The sequence below is a fragment of the Actinospica sp. genome, from assembly GCF_035552695.1.
Lineage (GTDB): Bacteria > Actinomycetota > Actinomycetes > Streptomycetales > Catenulisporaceae > Actinospica.
The window spans coordinates 1-13,388 of record NZ_DASZKT010000120.1; the positions used below are offsets into that span (position 1 = coordinate 1).

The following is a 13,388-nucleotide window of genomic DNA, read 5'->3' on the forward strand; positions in this document are numbered from 1 at the left end:
ACAGCAGGAAGGGGAATGAGCATGGCGGCGATGAAGCCGCGAACGGGCGACGGCCCGCTCGAAGTGGTCAAGGAGGGGCGCGGCATCGTGATGCGGGTGCCGCTCGAAGGCGGCGGTCGGCTTGTCGTCGAGCTCAACGCCGAAGAGGCGGGTGCCCTCGGCGACGCCCTGAAGAACGTGATCGGCTAGTCCTCGGACCCCGGATGGCTCCCCGCGCCCGACCCCCGTACGGGGTCCACGGGTGAGGTGGGGATCCGGCAGGGCCGAGTTCCGGATGGCGGGCGCGCACGGCGCGAGCCCGCCTTCCGGCATTCTCCCCGGCGGTCACCCTGACGGACCATTCCGCTACCCTCGGCAACCCCTCCGGCCCTCGCCGGCCCCATCCGCCCCAGTCGGCTGAGAAAACAAAGTCAAGATTCAGCGGCGCCTCGGCGTCACAGCCGCTCGGCGGCGCGCTTTGCGGCGGGAACCAAGGGGACTTGCCGCACGTTGATCCGGGTGTCCAGTGCTCGGCCGGCCTTCGGATCGGCGAGTGGGCCGAAGTTGACAAGCTCTGTGTCAACTTTCAGGTCGTTCTCAGGCGTGGCGAAGGGGCAGCAGGCTATGGTAAGTGCAGCGGTACTCGAAAAACGAGGAGGTAGTGCCGTGGCGCTCGGGGGCGATGCTGAGCACGGAGGAGCCGACGCGGACCAGGCCGGACAGGCCGGAGCCGCGGGTTCGGCGCCGGTGAACGCCGGGGCGGGGCAGCGGGGCGAGGCCGCGCAGGCGCGCGGCGAGAGCTCCGGGCTCGGTCCGAGTCCGGTGGACTGGACGCCGCCGACCTGGGAAGAGGTCGTGCGGACGCATTCGGCGCGGGTCTACCGGCTCGCGTATCGGCTCACCGGGGACCGGCATGACGCGGAGGACCTCACGCAGGAGGTGTTCGTCCGCGTGTTCCGCTCGCTGAGCACCTACGCGCCGGGCACCTTCGAGGGCTGGCTGCACCGGATCACCACGAATCTCTTCCTCGACCAGGCCAGGCGCAAGTCGCGGATCCGCTTCGAGGGCTTCGCGGAGGACGCCGCCGAGCGGCTTCCCGGTCGGGAGCCGACGCCCGCGCAGGCCTACTTCGACACCCATCTCGACGGGGACATCGAGGCCGCGCTCGCCGCGCTGCCGCCGGAGTTCCGCGCCGCGGTGGTGCTCTGCGACATAGAGGGCCTGTCCTACGAGGAGATCGCCGCGACCCTCGGGGTCAAGCTCGGCACCGTCCGCTCCCGGATCCACCGCGGCCGCGCCCAGCTGCGCGCCGCGCTCGCCCACCGAGACCCGCGCGCTCAGGGCGTCGGCGAGACCATCGACCCGTTGGAGGAGACCCAAGGCGGCAGCCAGGGTCGTGGCGGCAAGGGAGCCCGCTGATCATGGCACTGTTCGGCGACCACCTCGGCCCGCGCCTCGCCGCGCTCGTCGACGGCGAGCTCTCGCACGACGACCGTGACCGCGCCCTCGCGCACATCGCCGGCTGCGCCCAGTGCCGCAGCCTCGTCGAGTCCGAGCGTGCCCTGAAGGGCCAGCTCGGCGCGATGGCCATGCCCGAGCCCTCGGCCCGGCTGATGGCGGCGCTCTTCCAGATCCCGCAGTCGCACGGCAACCGCCGCGACCCGGAAGACCCACCCTCCGGCGGGGCGTCGGGTCGGCCCGGCACGCTCGGCGGCCTGTTCGGCCGTTCGGCGTCCTTCCTGCCGGAGTTCGCGGTCGGGCTGCGTCCGCTGCCCTCGTCCGCCGGCGAGCCGGAGGCCGGCGAGGACCCCGCGGGGAACGCGGGCTTCGCGCGGGTCGGGCAGGGCGGCGGTGGGCGCTCTCCGCTGCGTCCCGAGTACGCCCAGCCGGGTCTGAGCCTGCGTCCCGCATGGTTCGTCAAGTAGTCCACACACATGGTCTGAGTGGCTGACCCGGTCCGCGCCGGTGCGCGGGGCTTGTAACAGCTCCGCTGCGAGTCCCTGTTCCGGCGGGTGATGTTCGGGGTGCCTCTGTCACCCGGCCCCGGTCGGGGATTACTGTGGAACAAGACAAAGACCTGCTGCGCTGACGCCCCGCAGAGCCGCACCTTGAGACCCGCCGGAGCCTTGCGATGTTCTTCGACTTGTCACTACCCGAGATAGTGGTGCTCCTCGGGCTCGGCGTGGTCCTGTTCGGTCCGGACAAGCTGCCGCAGGCGGCCGCGAGCGCGGCCCGCTTCCTGCGCCAGGTGCGGGCCTTCAGCGACAACGCCCGGGAGGATCTGCGCAAGGAGCTCGGCCCGGAGTTCGACGGCCTCAACATCGAGGACCTGAACCCGAAGACCTTCGTGCGCAAGAACCTGCTCGGCGAGGGCGAGGAGCTGCGCGACCTGCGCAAGGACATCAACGGCACGATCAACGAGGCAGCCAACCTCAATCAGGCCGCCGTCCCCACGCCGCGTACCACCAGCGCGGCCAACGGGAGCGCCGCGCTCCCGGCGGGCGAGCAGCCGCCGTACGACGCCGACGCCACCTGATCGTCCGCGGTCCCGAAATCCACTCCGCGCGAGCGGGGTGCCGGGCCCGTGACGCGGGGCGTCGCCCGGCACAAGGATTGCGAGGACCGGATGCTCAGTCAGAATCCGGCGGAGATCACCAGCACCTCCCCCGAAAGCGTCGAGAACACCAACCGCCGCCTGCCCACCGCGGTGGACGCGGTCTCCGCGTACGCAGGCGCCGGCCTGCCCTGGTACGGCCTGGACGCGGGCTGGCAGGGCGCGCGCGGCCTCGGCTCGGTCAGTACCGGCCCCGACGGCATCGTCGAGTTCGGCACGCTGCGGCACGGCGACCCGCCGTCCACCCGCCCGGACGCGCGGGCGCAGCGCAAGTCCGTCACCGTGCTGACGATGGCCAAGCTCGGCCGCCGACCGCTGTTCAAGCCGGACGGCCAGCCGGCCGGCTCGGTCGAGGCGATGGCCGTCGGCTCGGCCGCGGCGCTCGCCGGGGTCGGCCTGGTCGAGGACAACTGGCCCTGGGACCTGGATCCGAGTGTCCGTCAGCAGTGGCTGGACCAGCAGCGCGAGCTCGCCTACGTCGTCTCCGAGGTGCTCGCGGGCGATCCGTGGCAGCCGCTGACGCTCCCGGTCGGCCGGCAGCAGCAGGCCTTCCACTACCGCGAGTCCCCGTACGGCTGGGTGATGGCCTCGGCCAGGCCCGACTGCTTCCTCGCCGCGTACGGCCGGGGCGTGTCGGCCTATTCGCTGGCCTTCGTGCGGGTGGATCCGAAGCTCTACGGTTGATGCGCGGCGGGCCCCGATGGAGTGATCCATCGGGGCCCGGGTCCGCTATGACAGGTCGTCAGTTTAGCGTCCTTTTGAAGATCATCTTCCCGCGGGCGAGACGCTCAGCGACATGCCGACGAGGCCGCGCGAACGGACCGTCAGCTTTTCCGCCACCTCGCGCAGCACCCGGGAGGCCGCGGCCTCGGGCTCGGCCAGCACGACCGGCGTGCCGTCGTCGCCGCCCTCGCGCAGCCGCAGGTCGATCGGGATCTGGCCGAGCAGCGGCACCGTCGTTCCGGTGACCCGGCTCAGCGCGTCGGCCACGGTCTGGCCGCCGCCGCTGCCGAAGACCTCGACCCTCTCGTCGCAGTGCGGGCAGGGCATCCAGGACATGTTCTCCACCACGCCCGCGATCCGCTGCCGGGTCTGCAGCGCGATCGTCCCGGCGCGCTCGGCCACCTCGGCGGCGGCCTGCTGCGGCGTGGTGACCACCAGGATCTCGGCGTTCGGCACGAGCTGGGCCACCGAGATCGCCACGTCGCCGGTGCCCGGCGGCAGGTCGAGCAGCAGCACGTCCAGGTCGCCCCAGTACACGTCGGCGAGGAACTGCTGCAGGGCCCGGTGCAGCATCGGCCCGCGCCAGACCACCGGCTCGTTGCCCGGGGTGAACATGCCGATCGAGATGACCCGCACGTCGTGCGCGACCGGGGCCATGATCATGTCCTGCACCTGGGTCGGCCGCTCGGTCACCCCGAGCATCCGCGGCACCGAGTGCCCGTAGATGTCGGCGTCGACGATGCCGACCTTCAGGCCCTTGGCCGCCATCGACGCCGCCAGGTTCACCGTCACCGAACTCTTGCCGACCCCGCCCTTGCCGGAGGCCACCGCGAACACCCGGGTCAGCGAACCCGGCTTCGCGAACGGGATCTCCCGCTCCGTGCGGCCGCCGCGCAGCGTGGCCTGCAGTTCCTGGCGCTGCTCCTGGCTCATCACGTCCATCTCGACGGCGACGGAGGTGATTCCGTCCAGCGCGCCGACCTCGGCCGTGATGTCACTGCGCAGCTTGTCCTTGAGCGGACAGCCGGCGACGGTCAGGTAGATGGCGACGTTCGCCGCGCCCGCGGCGTCGACGGCCACCGATTTCACCATGCCGATCTCGGTGATCGGACGGCGGATCTCAGGGTCCTGCACGCGAGCGAGCGCGGCGCGGATCTGCTCTTCGGTGACGACGGTCGCGGCTGTCATACCGCCCATACTAATCAGTAACCGGTCGGAGCCCGTCACCGATCCTCGGCGCGGGACAGTTCCAGATCCTTGAACAGCGCCTGCAGTTCGGAGCGCACGAAGTCGCGGGTGGCCACATCGTTGACCGCGAGCCGCAGCGAGGCGACCTCGCGCAGCAGGTACTCGGTGTTGGCTATGTTCTGCTCGTCCCGGCTGCGGTCCTGCTCGTTCTGCACCTTGTCCCGATCGGTCTGCCGGTTCTGGGCGAGCAGGATCAGCGGCGCGGCGTACGCGGCCTGGGTGGAGAACGCCAGGTTCAGCAGGATGAAGGGGTACGGGTCCCAGCGGATGCCGCGGGTGACGACCAGGATGTTCAGCGCGATCCAGATGATCACGATGAGCGTCTGGATCACCAGGTACTGCGCGGTGCCGAAGAACCTGGCCAGGTTCTCCGAGGCGGCGCCGAACTTCTCGACGTCCACCCTCGGGCGCAGCGAGGGCCGGGGCCGCAGCGCCTTGGGCTGATCCAGCCGGGGGCCCTCTCCGACGTCGGCACGCCTACGCCGGCGCGTCTGGTCCTTCTCCTGCATGGTCACGGCTGAACCTCCCCACTGTCCTCGTGATGCAGTTCGCGGTGCCGCCAGTCGGCCGGCAGCACGTGGTCGAGCACGTCGTCCACCGTGATCGCGCCGAGCAGGTGCCCGGCCTCGTCCACGACGGCGGCGGCCATCAGGTTGTAGGTCGCCATGAACGAGGTGACCTCGTGCAGCGGCTGCTCGGGGCGCAGCGCCTCGATGCCGGTGTCCACGGCCGCGCTGACCAGGCTGGCCGGCGGCTCGCGCAGCAGGCGCTGGAAGTGCACAGTGCCGAGGTACCGGCCGGTGGGCGTCTCCAGCGGCGCGCGGCACACGTACACCTGGCTGGCGAGCGCGGGGGAGAGCTCGGGCGTGCGAATCCGGGCCAGCGCCTCGGCGATGGTCGCGTCCGGCGGCATGATGATCGGCTCACTGGTCATCAGGCCGCCGGCCACGTCGTCGGAGTAGCTCAGCAGCCGGCGCACCGGGGCCGCCTCGTCCGGCTCCATCAGTTCGAGCAGCCGCTCGGCCTCCTCGGCGGGCAGATCGCCGAGCAGGTCCGCCGCGTCGTCCGGGTCCATCTCCTCGAGCACGTCGGCGGCGCGCTCGACCTCGAGCCGCGCCAGGATCTCCAGCTGGTCGCCCTCGGGCAGCTCCTCGAGCACGTCGGCGAGCCGCTCGTCGTCGAGGGCGGCGATGACCTCGCTGCGCCGCTTGGGATTCAGGTCGTGCACGGCGCGCGCCACGTCGGCCGGGCGCATCTGGGCGAAGGTGGCCAGCAGCGTCGCGGCCTCCTGCCGGCCGGGCTCGGGCGCGCCGAAGCCGGTCAGCGCCTCCCAGTCCACGATCACGCTCTCGCCGCGGCGGCGCAGGCCCTTGCCGGGGTACTGCACGAAGACCTTGACGACCTCCCAGTCGCCCGGGCCGGTCTGCTCGATGGCCACGTCCTTGACCTGGACCTCGGCACGGGCCTCGTCGCGGCCGCGCAGCCGCAGCCTGCGGTCCAGCAGCTCGGCCATCACCAGCGTCTCGTTCGGCCGCTGCTGGAACCGGCGCATGTTGATCAGGCCGGACGAGATGACCTGGCCGTTCTCGATCGCGGCGACCCGGGTGATCGGCAGGAAGACCCGCCGCTTGCCGGTCACCTCGGCGACCAGTCCGAGCACCCGCGGCCGCTCCTCCTGCTCGAGGGGCAGCTGCACGATCACGTCGCGCACCCGGCCGACCTGATCGCCGTCCTGGTCGAACACCGCCTTGCCGGCCAGATGGGAAACGAAGATCCGGGCGGTCGCTTTGGTAGACCCGATCTTCGCCACCGCACGCCTTTCGTCCGGGAACCGCGCTGGTCCCATGCCTGTTCCTGCGATCAGGCTATGGGTACGGAGGTGTGACGGGCAATCGGAAGGCTACGAGGGATCGGCGACGTCTCAGCGAACGCGGCGCGTCACCGTGGTTGCCGGTCCGGATTGCACCGGCGCGGCCCCGCTGGCGCGGCCGTAGCGCCCTGGCCCCTCAAGCAGCGGACCCTGCGGCGCGATCCGGAAGATCGCGGACCGCTCGGCCCAGCGCTCCGGCTGGCCCTCGCCGTCGTGCGCGTTCAGGCGCTTGGCGTGCAGCGTCGGGACGACCTCGGCCCACTCGGGCGTGCCGGGCAGCACCCGGCCGACGAGCCCGGACCAGGTGGCGAGCCGGCCGCCCTTGTCCTTGGACCGCACCGTGACCCGCACGACCTGGCCGTCCGAGAGCCCGGGCACGTTCTGCTCGCCGCCGCCGGTCACCAGGTACACCGCGCCGCGGCCGTCGTGCTCCTGCCAGACGTGCCACACCGCGCGATCGCGCAGCCCGGGCACGGCGATCCACAGCAGGCTGGACTTCTTGCAGGCCTCCTCGACGAGCGCGAAGTCGGGCAGGGCGAGCGTGGCTGCGGCACCGTGTGCGAGGGGAGCAGGGGACTGCGGCGGGGTCATGGTCCAAGACTGTCCCACAGTGCCCGGCGGCGCATTTCAGTGGGACGGCTTGTAGAAGTTCGCTGGCCGCGTGGTAGCGGCCGGATCCGCTTGTACGCTGAGGACATCCGCTCGTCACAGGTCGACCCCGGAGCTACCCCTGACAACGTCACCCGTGCCCGCGACGCCGACCGCGTCCATACGACCCGCCGCGCCCGCCGCCGTGCACCGCCCCGCGAGGGCGGACATCCCGACGCTCGCCATCGGCGTGCTCGGCGTCGGCACCTCCGGCCCGCTCATCGCGGCCACCCGTGCGCCCTCGCTCGCGATCGCCTTCTGGCGCAACGCGATCGGCACCGCCGTGCTCGCGCCGTACGCGCTGATCCGCCACCGCGCCGAGCTCCGTGCGCTCAGCGGCCGGCAGTGGCTGCTCGCACTCGCCTCGGGCGTCAGCCTCGGCCTGCACTTCTCCACGTGGACGCCGAGCCTGACGATGACCTCGGTCGCCTCCGCCACGGCGTTCGCGGCGACGCAGCCGGTCTTCGCGGCGCTGATCGCCCGGATGCGCGGGGAGCACGTGGCCCGGCGCGCCTGGCTCGGCATCCTGACCTCGGTGCTCGGCGTCGCGGCGCTCTCGGGCGTGGACCTGCACGTCTCGGTGCACGCCTTCTTCGGCGACCTGCTCGCGCTCACCGCGGCAGTGCTCGCGGCTGTTTATATGACGCTGGGTTCGAAGGTGCGGCAGACGGTCTCGCTGACTCCGTACGCGACCATCTGCTACGGCACCGCCTCATGCACGCTCGCGCTCATGGCGGCGGTCGGCGACCAGCATCTGCTCGGCTTCGGCTCCAACGCGTGGCTGAAGATCCTCGCGCTGACGGCGGGGGCGCAGTTGCTGGGCCACACCATGTTCAACCGCGCGCTGAAGACGACGAGCGCCACGGTGGTCTCCGTCGTCATCCTGCTCGAGGTGCCGATCGCCGCGCTGCTCGCCGCGGTCTGGCTCGGGCAGGTCCCCTCGCTCTGGGCGCTGCCGGGCGGGCTGCTGATCCTCGCCGGTCTCGTCGCGGTGAGCACGGCGGGTGCCGGCGGCACAAGTGGTGCGCATCACGAGACGGAGCCTGCTACCGGCGGGTAACCTCACAGAAACGACGGTCCGAACCCGCATTGGGAAGGAACCAACCATGCCGCAGCAGAACCGCCCCCGCCGCTCCTGTCTGGCCGTGCCGGGATCGAACCCGCGCTTCCTCGAGAAGGCCCAGTCGCTGCCCGCCGACCAGGTCTTCCTCGACCTCGAGGACGCCTGCGCCCCGCTGGAGAAGGAGGGCGCCAGGCTCAAGATCGTGGACGCGCTCAACCAGGGCGACTGGGGCGGCAAGACGCGCACCGTGCGCGTCAACGACCTGACCACGCATTGGACCTACCGCGACGTGGTCACGGTGGTCGAGGGCGCGGGCGCCAACCTGGACTGCATCATGCTGCCGAAGGTGCAGGACGCCGGGCAGGTGGTCTGGCTGGACCTGCTGCTCACCCAGATCGAGAAGACCATGGGCTACGAGGTCGGCCGGATCGGCATCGAGGCGCAGATCGAGAACGCCAAGGGCCTGGTCAACGTGGACGCCATCGCCGCCGCGTCGCCGCGCATCGAGACCGTCATCTTCGGCCCGGCCGACTTCATGGCCTCGATCAACATGAAGTCCCTGGTCGTCGGCGAGCAGCCGCCGCTCTACGACGTGGGCGACGCGTACCACTACATCCTCATGCGCATCCTGATGGCCGCCCGCGCGCACGACGTGCAGGCGATCGACGGCCCCTACCTGCAGGTGCGCAACCCGGAGGGCTTCCGCCGTGTCGCCGGCCGCTCGGCCGCCCTCGGCTTCGACGGCAAGTGGGTGCTGCACCCGGACCAGATCGCCATCGCCAACGAGCTGTTCGCGCCGACCCAGGAGGACTACGACCACGCCGAGCTGATCCTCGACGCGTACGACTACTGCACCTCCGAGGCTGGCGGCAAGAAGGGCTCGGCCATGCTCGGCGACGAGATGATCGACGAGGCCTCGCGGAAGATGGCGCTGGTCATCGCGGGCAAGGGCCGCGCCGCGGGCTACCAGCGCACCTCCAAGTTCGAGCCGCCCCAGGGCTGAGGCCGTCGGCGCGGACCTCCAAGTTCGAGGCTGTGCGGAGTTCGATCCGATTCCGTTCGGGCCGGAGGCCGCGCGCGCGTATGGCCGCGTCGTCGCCGCCGTGGCCGCGATCGGTCGTAGTCCTCTGCGGCGCGTGACCGACCGGCAGATCGCCGCGGTGGCGCTCGCCGAGGCGCTGCCGCTGTTCACTACGAATCCCGATGACTTCGCCGGCCTCGACGGCTTGGTCACCGTTGTCCCGGTGACCAGGCGGACGACCGCCCCTTAGCACGGGTGATCCCTACGACAACGTGACGACGCCCCCTTCCCAGGGCCCGGACCGCTGTGGATACTGACCGGTAACAATCGTGACCCGCGCCGCACCTCTTCTCGTGGAGGGCGGCAGCAATGACAAGGGAGTCACCGCATGGCACGCCTCGCCCGGACCGAGGGACTGACCGACATCCAGCAGGAGATCCTCGCCACCGTGCACACCTTCGTGGAGCGCGAGATCATCCCCGTGGCCACGGAGCTGGAGCACGCCGACGAGTACCCGACCGAGATCGTCAAGGGGATGGCCGAGCTCGGCCTGTTCGGCCTGATGATCCCGGAGGAGTTCGGCGGACTCGGCGAGTCGCTGCTGACGTACGCGCTGGTGGTCGAGGAGATCGCGCGCGGCTGGATGTCGGTGTCCGGCATCCTCAACACGCACTTCATCGTCGCGTACATGATCAAGCAGCACGGCACGCCGGAGCAGCAGGCGCACTTCCTGCCGAAGATGGCAGAGGGCGAGGTGCGCGCGGCGTTCTCCATGTCAGAGCCCGCGCTCGGCTCCGACGTCGCCGCGATCACCACCAAGGGCGTGCGGGACGGCGAGGACTACCTGATCACCGGCCAGAAGATGTGGCTGACCAACGGCGGCACCTCCAACCTGGTCGCGCTGCTCGCCAAGACGGACGAGGGCGCGGACACCCCGTACAAGAATCTCACCACCTTCCTGGTCGAGAAGGAGCCGGGCTTCGGCGAGACCCGGCCCGGGCTGACCGTGCCGGGCAAGATCCAGAAGATGGGCTACAAGGGCGTCGACACCACCGAGCTGATCCTCGACAACGTCCGCGTCGCCGGCGACCGGGTGCTCGGCGGCACGCCGGGCCGCGGCTTCGCGCAGATGATGGACGGCGTCGAGGTCGGCCGGGTGAACGTGGCGGCCCGCGCCTGCGGCATCGCGCTGCGGGCCTTCGAGATCGGCATCGCCTACGCGCAGCAGCGTTCCACCTTCGGCAAGCCGATCGCGCAGCACCAGGCGATCCAGTTCAAGCTCGCCGAGATGGCCGTGAAGGTCGAGGCGGCGCACGCGATGATGGTCCGGGCCGCGCGGGTGAAGGACTCCGGGCAGCGCAACGACCTCGAGGCGGGCATGGCCAAGTACCTCGCGGCCGAGTACTGCAAGGAGGTCGTCGAGGACTCCTTCCGCATCCACGGCGGCTACGGCTACTCGAAGGAGTACGAGATCGAGCGGCTCTACCGCGAGGCGCCGATGCTGCTGATCGGCGAGGGCACGGCCGAGATCCAGAAGATGATCGTCGGCCGGCGCATCCTCGAGGAGTACAAGCTGCGGTAGGCGTCTAAGCTGCGGTTCATGACTGCTGACACGCCGCGGATTCCCGGTCGGATGGTGCGCATCGACGGTCTGGCCACGCACGTCGTCGTCGAGCCGGGGCCCGCGGACGTGCCGCCGGTCGTGCTCAGCTCGGGCCTCGGCGGCGCGTGGTACGACTGGGACCGCGTCGTGCCGCTGCTCGCCGGGCTCGCTCCGGTGCTGCGCTTCGACCGTCCCGGGCTCGGCTGGTCCGAACCCTCGGCGGTGCCGCCGAACCTCGCGGGCGAGGCCGAGCGGATCAGGGCCCTGCTGACCACGCCCGGGGTGCTCGCCCCGGCGGCGCCGCCCGCGGGCCGCGCCGTGCTCGTCGGGCACTCGCTCGCGGGCTTCCACGTGGAGGCCTTCGCGCGGCTGCATCCCGAGCTCGTCGCCGGGATCGTGTTGGTGGACGGATCGGCCGAGCCGGAGGCGCCCGCCCCCGAGCCCGAGGAGGCCGCACAGCGCCGGCTGGCGCAGTGGCGGACGCTGGGTGAACTCGCAAGCCGCGCGGGCCTCGCCGGACTCGCCATGCCGCGCCTGCGGGCCCTGGCGATCCGGCTCACCCGGGCCACCGGAGCAGATCTCGCCGATCCCGCGGACGTCGCAGCCACCGCGGCCTCCGGCAGGCTGCTGACGACCGCGCTGCTGGAGAACGCGACGTACAACGCGGTCGCGGCGCGGCTGCTGGAACTGCGCTGCGAGAAGCCGTTCCCGGCGGAGCCGCCGCTGCGGGTGATCGCGGCCTTCGGCACGACTCCGGTGCTGCGCGCGCTGCCGTTCGTCGCCGAGCAGATCCGGCAGCGCAACGAGACCTGGCTCGCCCGGCAGCGGCAGCTGGCCGAATTGTCCGTGCACGGCAAGCTCATCGAGCTCACGGACAGTGCGCACTACGTTCCGTTCGACCGGCCGGACGCCGTCGCGGAAACCGTACGCGAGGTGCTGGCGTCCCTCGTCTAGACTCGACCCGCGACCGGCTCCGCGGACCACCTGACGTAACCCGGCCCGATACGGCAGGATGGGGGCCGGCGGACCACCGGTCGCCGCACGCCAGAGGTGTCCCCGAACGCGAGCGACGCTAGGACAGGGAGGGCCAGAAAACTCCGATGGCAACGTATTACGTGATCGCCCGTATGGACGGAACCCGGCAGATCGGCCCGGACCGGCAGGTGGTGGACCTCGCCGCCGCGCTCGAGCGCGGCATCACCCAGTTCATCGCCGAGACCGCGGCCGAGCCGGACGAGGAGCGAGCCGAGGGCGAGCGCGAGCCCTACGGCCTGCTGCTGCACCCCGAGCCCGCGGAGACCGGCCTCGGCATCGCCGACGACATGACCCTGACGCTCGGCGTGGACGGCGCCTTCCGGGTCTTCCAGCTGCAGGCGGTACCCATCCCCGAGCACTTCGTCCCGGCCTCCGCGGTCGGCGCCCAGGCGATCTTCACCCGCGAGTTCCTGGCCACCGCCGAGGTGCCCGCCTGGTGGGCCTACGGCCCGAGCGGCCGCCGCGTCCTCGGCCTGCTCTACGCCCTGTCCGGGCTCAAGCGCGAGCAGCTGGACCGGATCGGCCGCCGGATCGACGCGGCGGGCCTCGCGTTCGCCAGGGACAAGTTCGACGCGCTGGCCGCGGCGGACACCGCGATCGGCGGCGCGGGGCGCCCCGGCGCCGCCCGGCTGGCCCGCGGCTACGCCCGCGCCGCGACGTACGGCACCTGGGAGAAGGACTCGGCGCTGAGCCACGCGGCCTCCGCGGCCGGCGACGTGGCCTACGTGCTGACCGTCGCCGACCTGCTCCAGGAGGACGTGGTCGACCGCCTCGCGCACTGGCTGGCCCCGGAGATCCCGGAGATCGGCTTCGGCGGCGAGGACGAGGAGTACCCGAAGCCCGGTCAGCCGGAGCCCGAGCCCGAATTGGAGCCGGAGTCCGAGCCGGACGCGCAGCAGGCCTAGCAGGCCCGCGGCCTCGGATGGGTGCCGTCGTACATGTGAGTGACGGCACCTACCGATCGGTAACTTCTTGCGGCAGGATGGGCGGAAAACTTCTAGCCCTTCAGGAGCTGACCCCATGCAGTTCGGCCGCTACTTCGAAGAGTTCGAAATCGGTGCCGAGTACAAGCACTGGCCCGGCAAGACCGTCACCGAGTACGACGACCACCTGTTCTGCCTGCTCACCATGAACCACCACCCGCTGCACCTCGACGCGCACTACGCCGAGACCAGCACCGAGTTCAAGAAGAACGTCGTGGTGGGCAACTACATCTATTCCCTGCTGCTTGGTATGTCCGTGCCCGACGTGTCCGGGAAGGCCATCGCGAACCTCGAGGTCGAATCCCTGCGGCACGTCGCCCCGACCTTCCACGGCGACACCATCTACGGCGAGACCACGGTGCTGGACAAGACCGAGTCGAAGTCGAAGCCGGACCGCGGCGTGGTCTACGTGGAGACCCGCGGCCTGAACCAGGACGGCACCGTCGTGTGCGTGTTCCGGCGCAAGGTGATGGTGCCCAAGAAGCCGGTCGAGACGGCTGAATAGGACGACCGAGGAATGGTGGTCGGATCAGGGAGCGGGTCGAGGGCCGAATCTGGCAAGGCCGAGGAGGGAGCCGCCCTGGGTTTGGGCGGCGACCGT

General features: G+C 71.1%; 15 protein-coding genes and 1 pseudogene. 12 read left to right on the top strand and 4 right to left on the bottom strand.

Translation table 11 applies throughout. From position 1 onward, the window contains the following. Window positions 1–21 precede the first annotated feature (21 nt). From VG296_RS15235 to VG296_RS15255, 5 genes are all read left to right on the top strand, one after another. A complete protein-coding gene (locus VG296_RS15235; protein ID WP_211244467.1) occupies window positions 22–189 on the top strand; it encodes a DUF3117 domain-containing protein in 168 nt (55 codons plus the stop codon). 456 nt (window positions 190–645) lie between these two features. After that, window positions 646–1,398, top strand: a complete 753-nt coding sequence (gene sigE, locus VG296_RS15240) for an RNA polymerase sigma factor SigE (RefSeq protein WP_325566373.1) — start codon at window positions 646–648, stop codon at window positions 1,396–1,398. A gap of 2 nt (window positions 1,399–1,400) precedes the next feature. Continuing rightward, a complete protein-coding gene (locus VG296_RS33215) occupies window positions 1,401–1,904 on the top strand; it encodes an anti-sigma factor family protein (protein WP_325566374.1) in 504 nt (167 codons plus the stop codon). A 206-nt stretch (window positions 1,905–2,110) separates the two neighbouring features. After that, on the top strand, window positions 2,111–2,515 hold the full coding sequence (locus tag VG296_RS15250; RefSeq protein ID WP_325566375.1) for a sec-independent translocase: 405 nt from the start codon (window positions 2,111–2,113) through the stop codon (window positions 2,513–2,515). Between the two features lie 90 nt (window positions 2,516–2,605). After that, window positions 2,606–3,277: a hypothetical protein gene (locus VG296_RS15255; RefSeq protein WP_325566376.1), complete on the top strand. Its 672-nt coding sequence runs from the start codon at window positions 2,606–2,608 to the stop codon at window positions 3,275–3,277. Between the two features lie 81 nt (window positions 3,278–3,358). Here the strand turns inward: VG296_RS15255 and VG296_RS15260 are convergent, their stop codons facing one another. The 4 genes from VG296_RS15260 to VG296_RS15275 form a co-directional block, all read right to left on the bottom strand. Continuing rightward, window positions 3,359–4,504, bottom strand: a complete 1,146-nt coding sequence (locus VG296_RS15260) for an Mrp/NBP35 family ATP-binding protein (RefSeq protein WP_325566377.1) — start codon at window positions 4,502–4,504, stop codon at window positions 3,359–3,361. Between the two features lie 35 nt (window positions 4,505–4,539). After that, window positions 4,540–5,073 (bottom strand): DUF1003 domain-containing protein, encoded by a 534-nt coding sequence (locus VG296_RS15265; RefSeq protein WP_325566387.1) that lies wholly within the window; start codon window positions 5,071–5,073, stop codon window positions 4,540–4,542. 2 nt (window positions 5,074–5,075) lie between these two features. Next, window positions 5,076–6,410 carry a magnesium transporter MgtE N-terminal domain-containing protein gene (locus tag VG296_RS15270; protein ID WP_325566378.1) on the bottom strand — a complete coding sequence of 445 codons (1,335 nt, stop codon included), beginning with the start codon at window positions 6,408–6,410 and terminating at the stop codon, window positions 5,076–5,078. Window positions 6,411–6,485: 75 nt separating this feature from the next. Next, window positions 6,486–7,025: a hypothetical protein gene (locus VG296_RS15275; RefSeq protein WP_325566379.1), complete on the bottom strand. Its 540-nt coding sequence runs from the start codon at window positions 7,023–7,025 to the stop codon at window positions 6,486–6,488. A gap of 154 nt (window positions 7,026–7,179) precedes the next feature. Here VG296_RS15275 and VG296_RS15280 point away from each other — a divergent pair, with 154 nt between their 5' ends. The 7 genes and pseudogenes from VG296_RS15280 to VG296_RS15310 all read left to right on the top strand — a co-directional run bounded on the left by VG296_RS15280 (window position 7,180) and on the right by VG296_RS15310 (window position 13,292). Beyond that, complete coding sequence (locus tag VG296_RS15280; RefSeq protein ID WP_325566380.1) at window positions 7,180–8,142, top strand: DMT family transporter; 963 nt, start codon at window positions 7,180–7,182, stop codon at window positions 8,140–8,142. Between the two features lie 46 nt (window positions 8,143–8,188). Then, window positions 8,189–9,148 (top strand): CoA ester lyase, encoded by a 960-nt coding sequence (locus tag VG296_RS15285; RefSeq protein WP_325566381.1) that lies wholly within the window; start codon window positions 8,189–8,191, stop codon window positions 9,146–9,148. 31 nt (window positions 9,149–9,179) lie between these two features. Next, window positions 9,180–9,416, top strand: a pseudogene (locus VG296_RS32870) (VapC toxin family PIN domain ribonuclease); the annotation flags it as partial. Between the two features lie 138 nt (window positions 9,417–9,554). Beyond that, window positions 9,555–10,748: an acyl-CoA dehydrogenase family protein gene (locus VG296_RS15295; RefSeq protein ID WP_325566383.1), complete on the top strand. Its 1,194-nt coding sequence runs from the start codon at window positions 9,555–9,557 to the stop codon at window positions 10,746–10,748. An 18-nt stretch (window positions 10,749–10,766) separates the two neighbouring features. Beyond that, window positions 10,767–11,723, top strand: coding sequence for an alpha/beta hydrolase (locus VG296_RS15300; protein ID WP_325566384.1), 957 nt, complete (start codon window positions 10,767–10,769; stop codon window positions 11,721–11,723). Between the two features lie 146 nt (window positions 11,724–11,869). Further along, the gene (locus tag VG296_RS15305) at window positions 11,870–12,709 is read left to right on the top strand and encodes a hypothetical protein (protein ID WP_325566385.1); all 840 of its coding nucleotides are present in this window, start codon (window positions 11,870–11,872) and stop codon (window positions 12,707–12,709) included. 115 nt (window positions 12,710–12,824) lie between these two features. Further along, window positions 12,825–13,292 carry a MaoC family dehydratase gene (locus VG296_RS15310; protein WP_325566386.1) on the top strand — a complete coding sequence of 156 codons (468 nt, stop codon included), beginning with the start codon at window positions 12,825–12,827 and terminating at the stop codon, window positions 13,290–13,292. Window positions 13,293–13,388 lie beyond the last annotated feature (96 nt).

Excerpts from the sequence above, each read along its gene's own strand:
- VG296_RS15235 (WP_211244467.1), top strand. The coding sequence starts at position 22 with ATGGCGGCGATGAAGCCGCGAACGGGCGACGGCCCGCTCGAAGTGGTC.
- VG296_RS33215 (WP_325566374.1), top strand. The coding sequence starts at position 1,401 with ATGGCACTGTTCGGCGACCACCTCGGCCCGCGCCTCGCCGCGCTCGTC.
- VG296_RS15250 (WP_325566375.1), top strand. The coding sequence starts at position 2,111 with ATGTTCTTCGACTTGTCACTACCCGAGATAGTGGTGCTCCTCGGGCTC.
- VG296_RS15255 (WP_325566376.1), top strand. The coding sequence starts at position 2,606 with ATGCTCAGTCAGAATCCGGCGGAGATCACCAGCACCTCCCCCGAAAGC.
- VG296_RS15260 (WP_325566377.1), bottom strand. The coding sequence starts at position 4,504 with ATGACAGCCGCGACCGTCGTCACCGAAGAGCAGATCCGCGCCGCGCTC.
- VG296_RS15265 (WP_325566387.1), bottom strand. The coding sequence starts at position 5,073 with ATGCAGGAGAAGGACCAGACGCGCCGGCGTAGGCGTGCCGACGTCGGA.
- VG296_RS15270 (WP_325566378.1), bottom strand. The coding sequence starts at position 6,410 with ATGGGACCAGCGCGGTTCCCGGACGAAAGGCGTGCGGTGGCGAAGATC.
- VG296_RS15275 (WP_325566379.1), bottom strand. The coding sequence starts at position 7,025 with ATGACCCCGCCGCAGTCCCCTGCTCCCCTCGCACACGGTGCCGCAGCC.
- VG296_RS15285 (WP_325566381.1), top strand. The coding sequence starts at position 8,189 with ATGCCGCAGCAGAACCGCCCCCGCCGCTCCTGTCTGGCCGTGCCGGGA.
- VG296_RS15295 (WP_325566383.1), top strand. The coding sequence starts at position 9,555 with ATGGCACGCCTCGCCCGGACCGAGGGACTGACCGACATCCAGCAGGAG.
- VG296_RS15300 (WP_325566384.1), top strand. The coding sequence starts at position 10,767 with ATGACTGCTGACACGCCGCGGATTCCCGGTCGGATGGTGCGCATCGAC.
- VG296_RS15305 (WP_325566385.1), top strand. The coding sequence starts at position 11,870 with ATGGCAACGTATTACGTGATCGCCCGTATGGACGGAACCCGGCAGATC.
- VG296_RS15310 (WP_325566386.1), top strand. The coding sequence starts at position 12,825 with ATGCAGTTCGGCCGCTACTTCGAAGAGTTCGAAATCGGTGCCGAGTAC.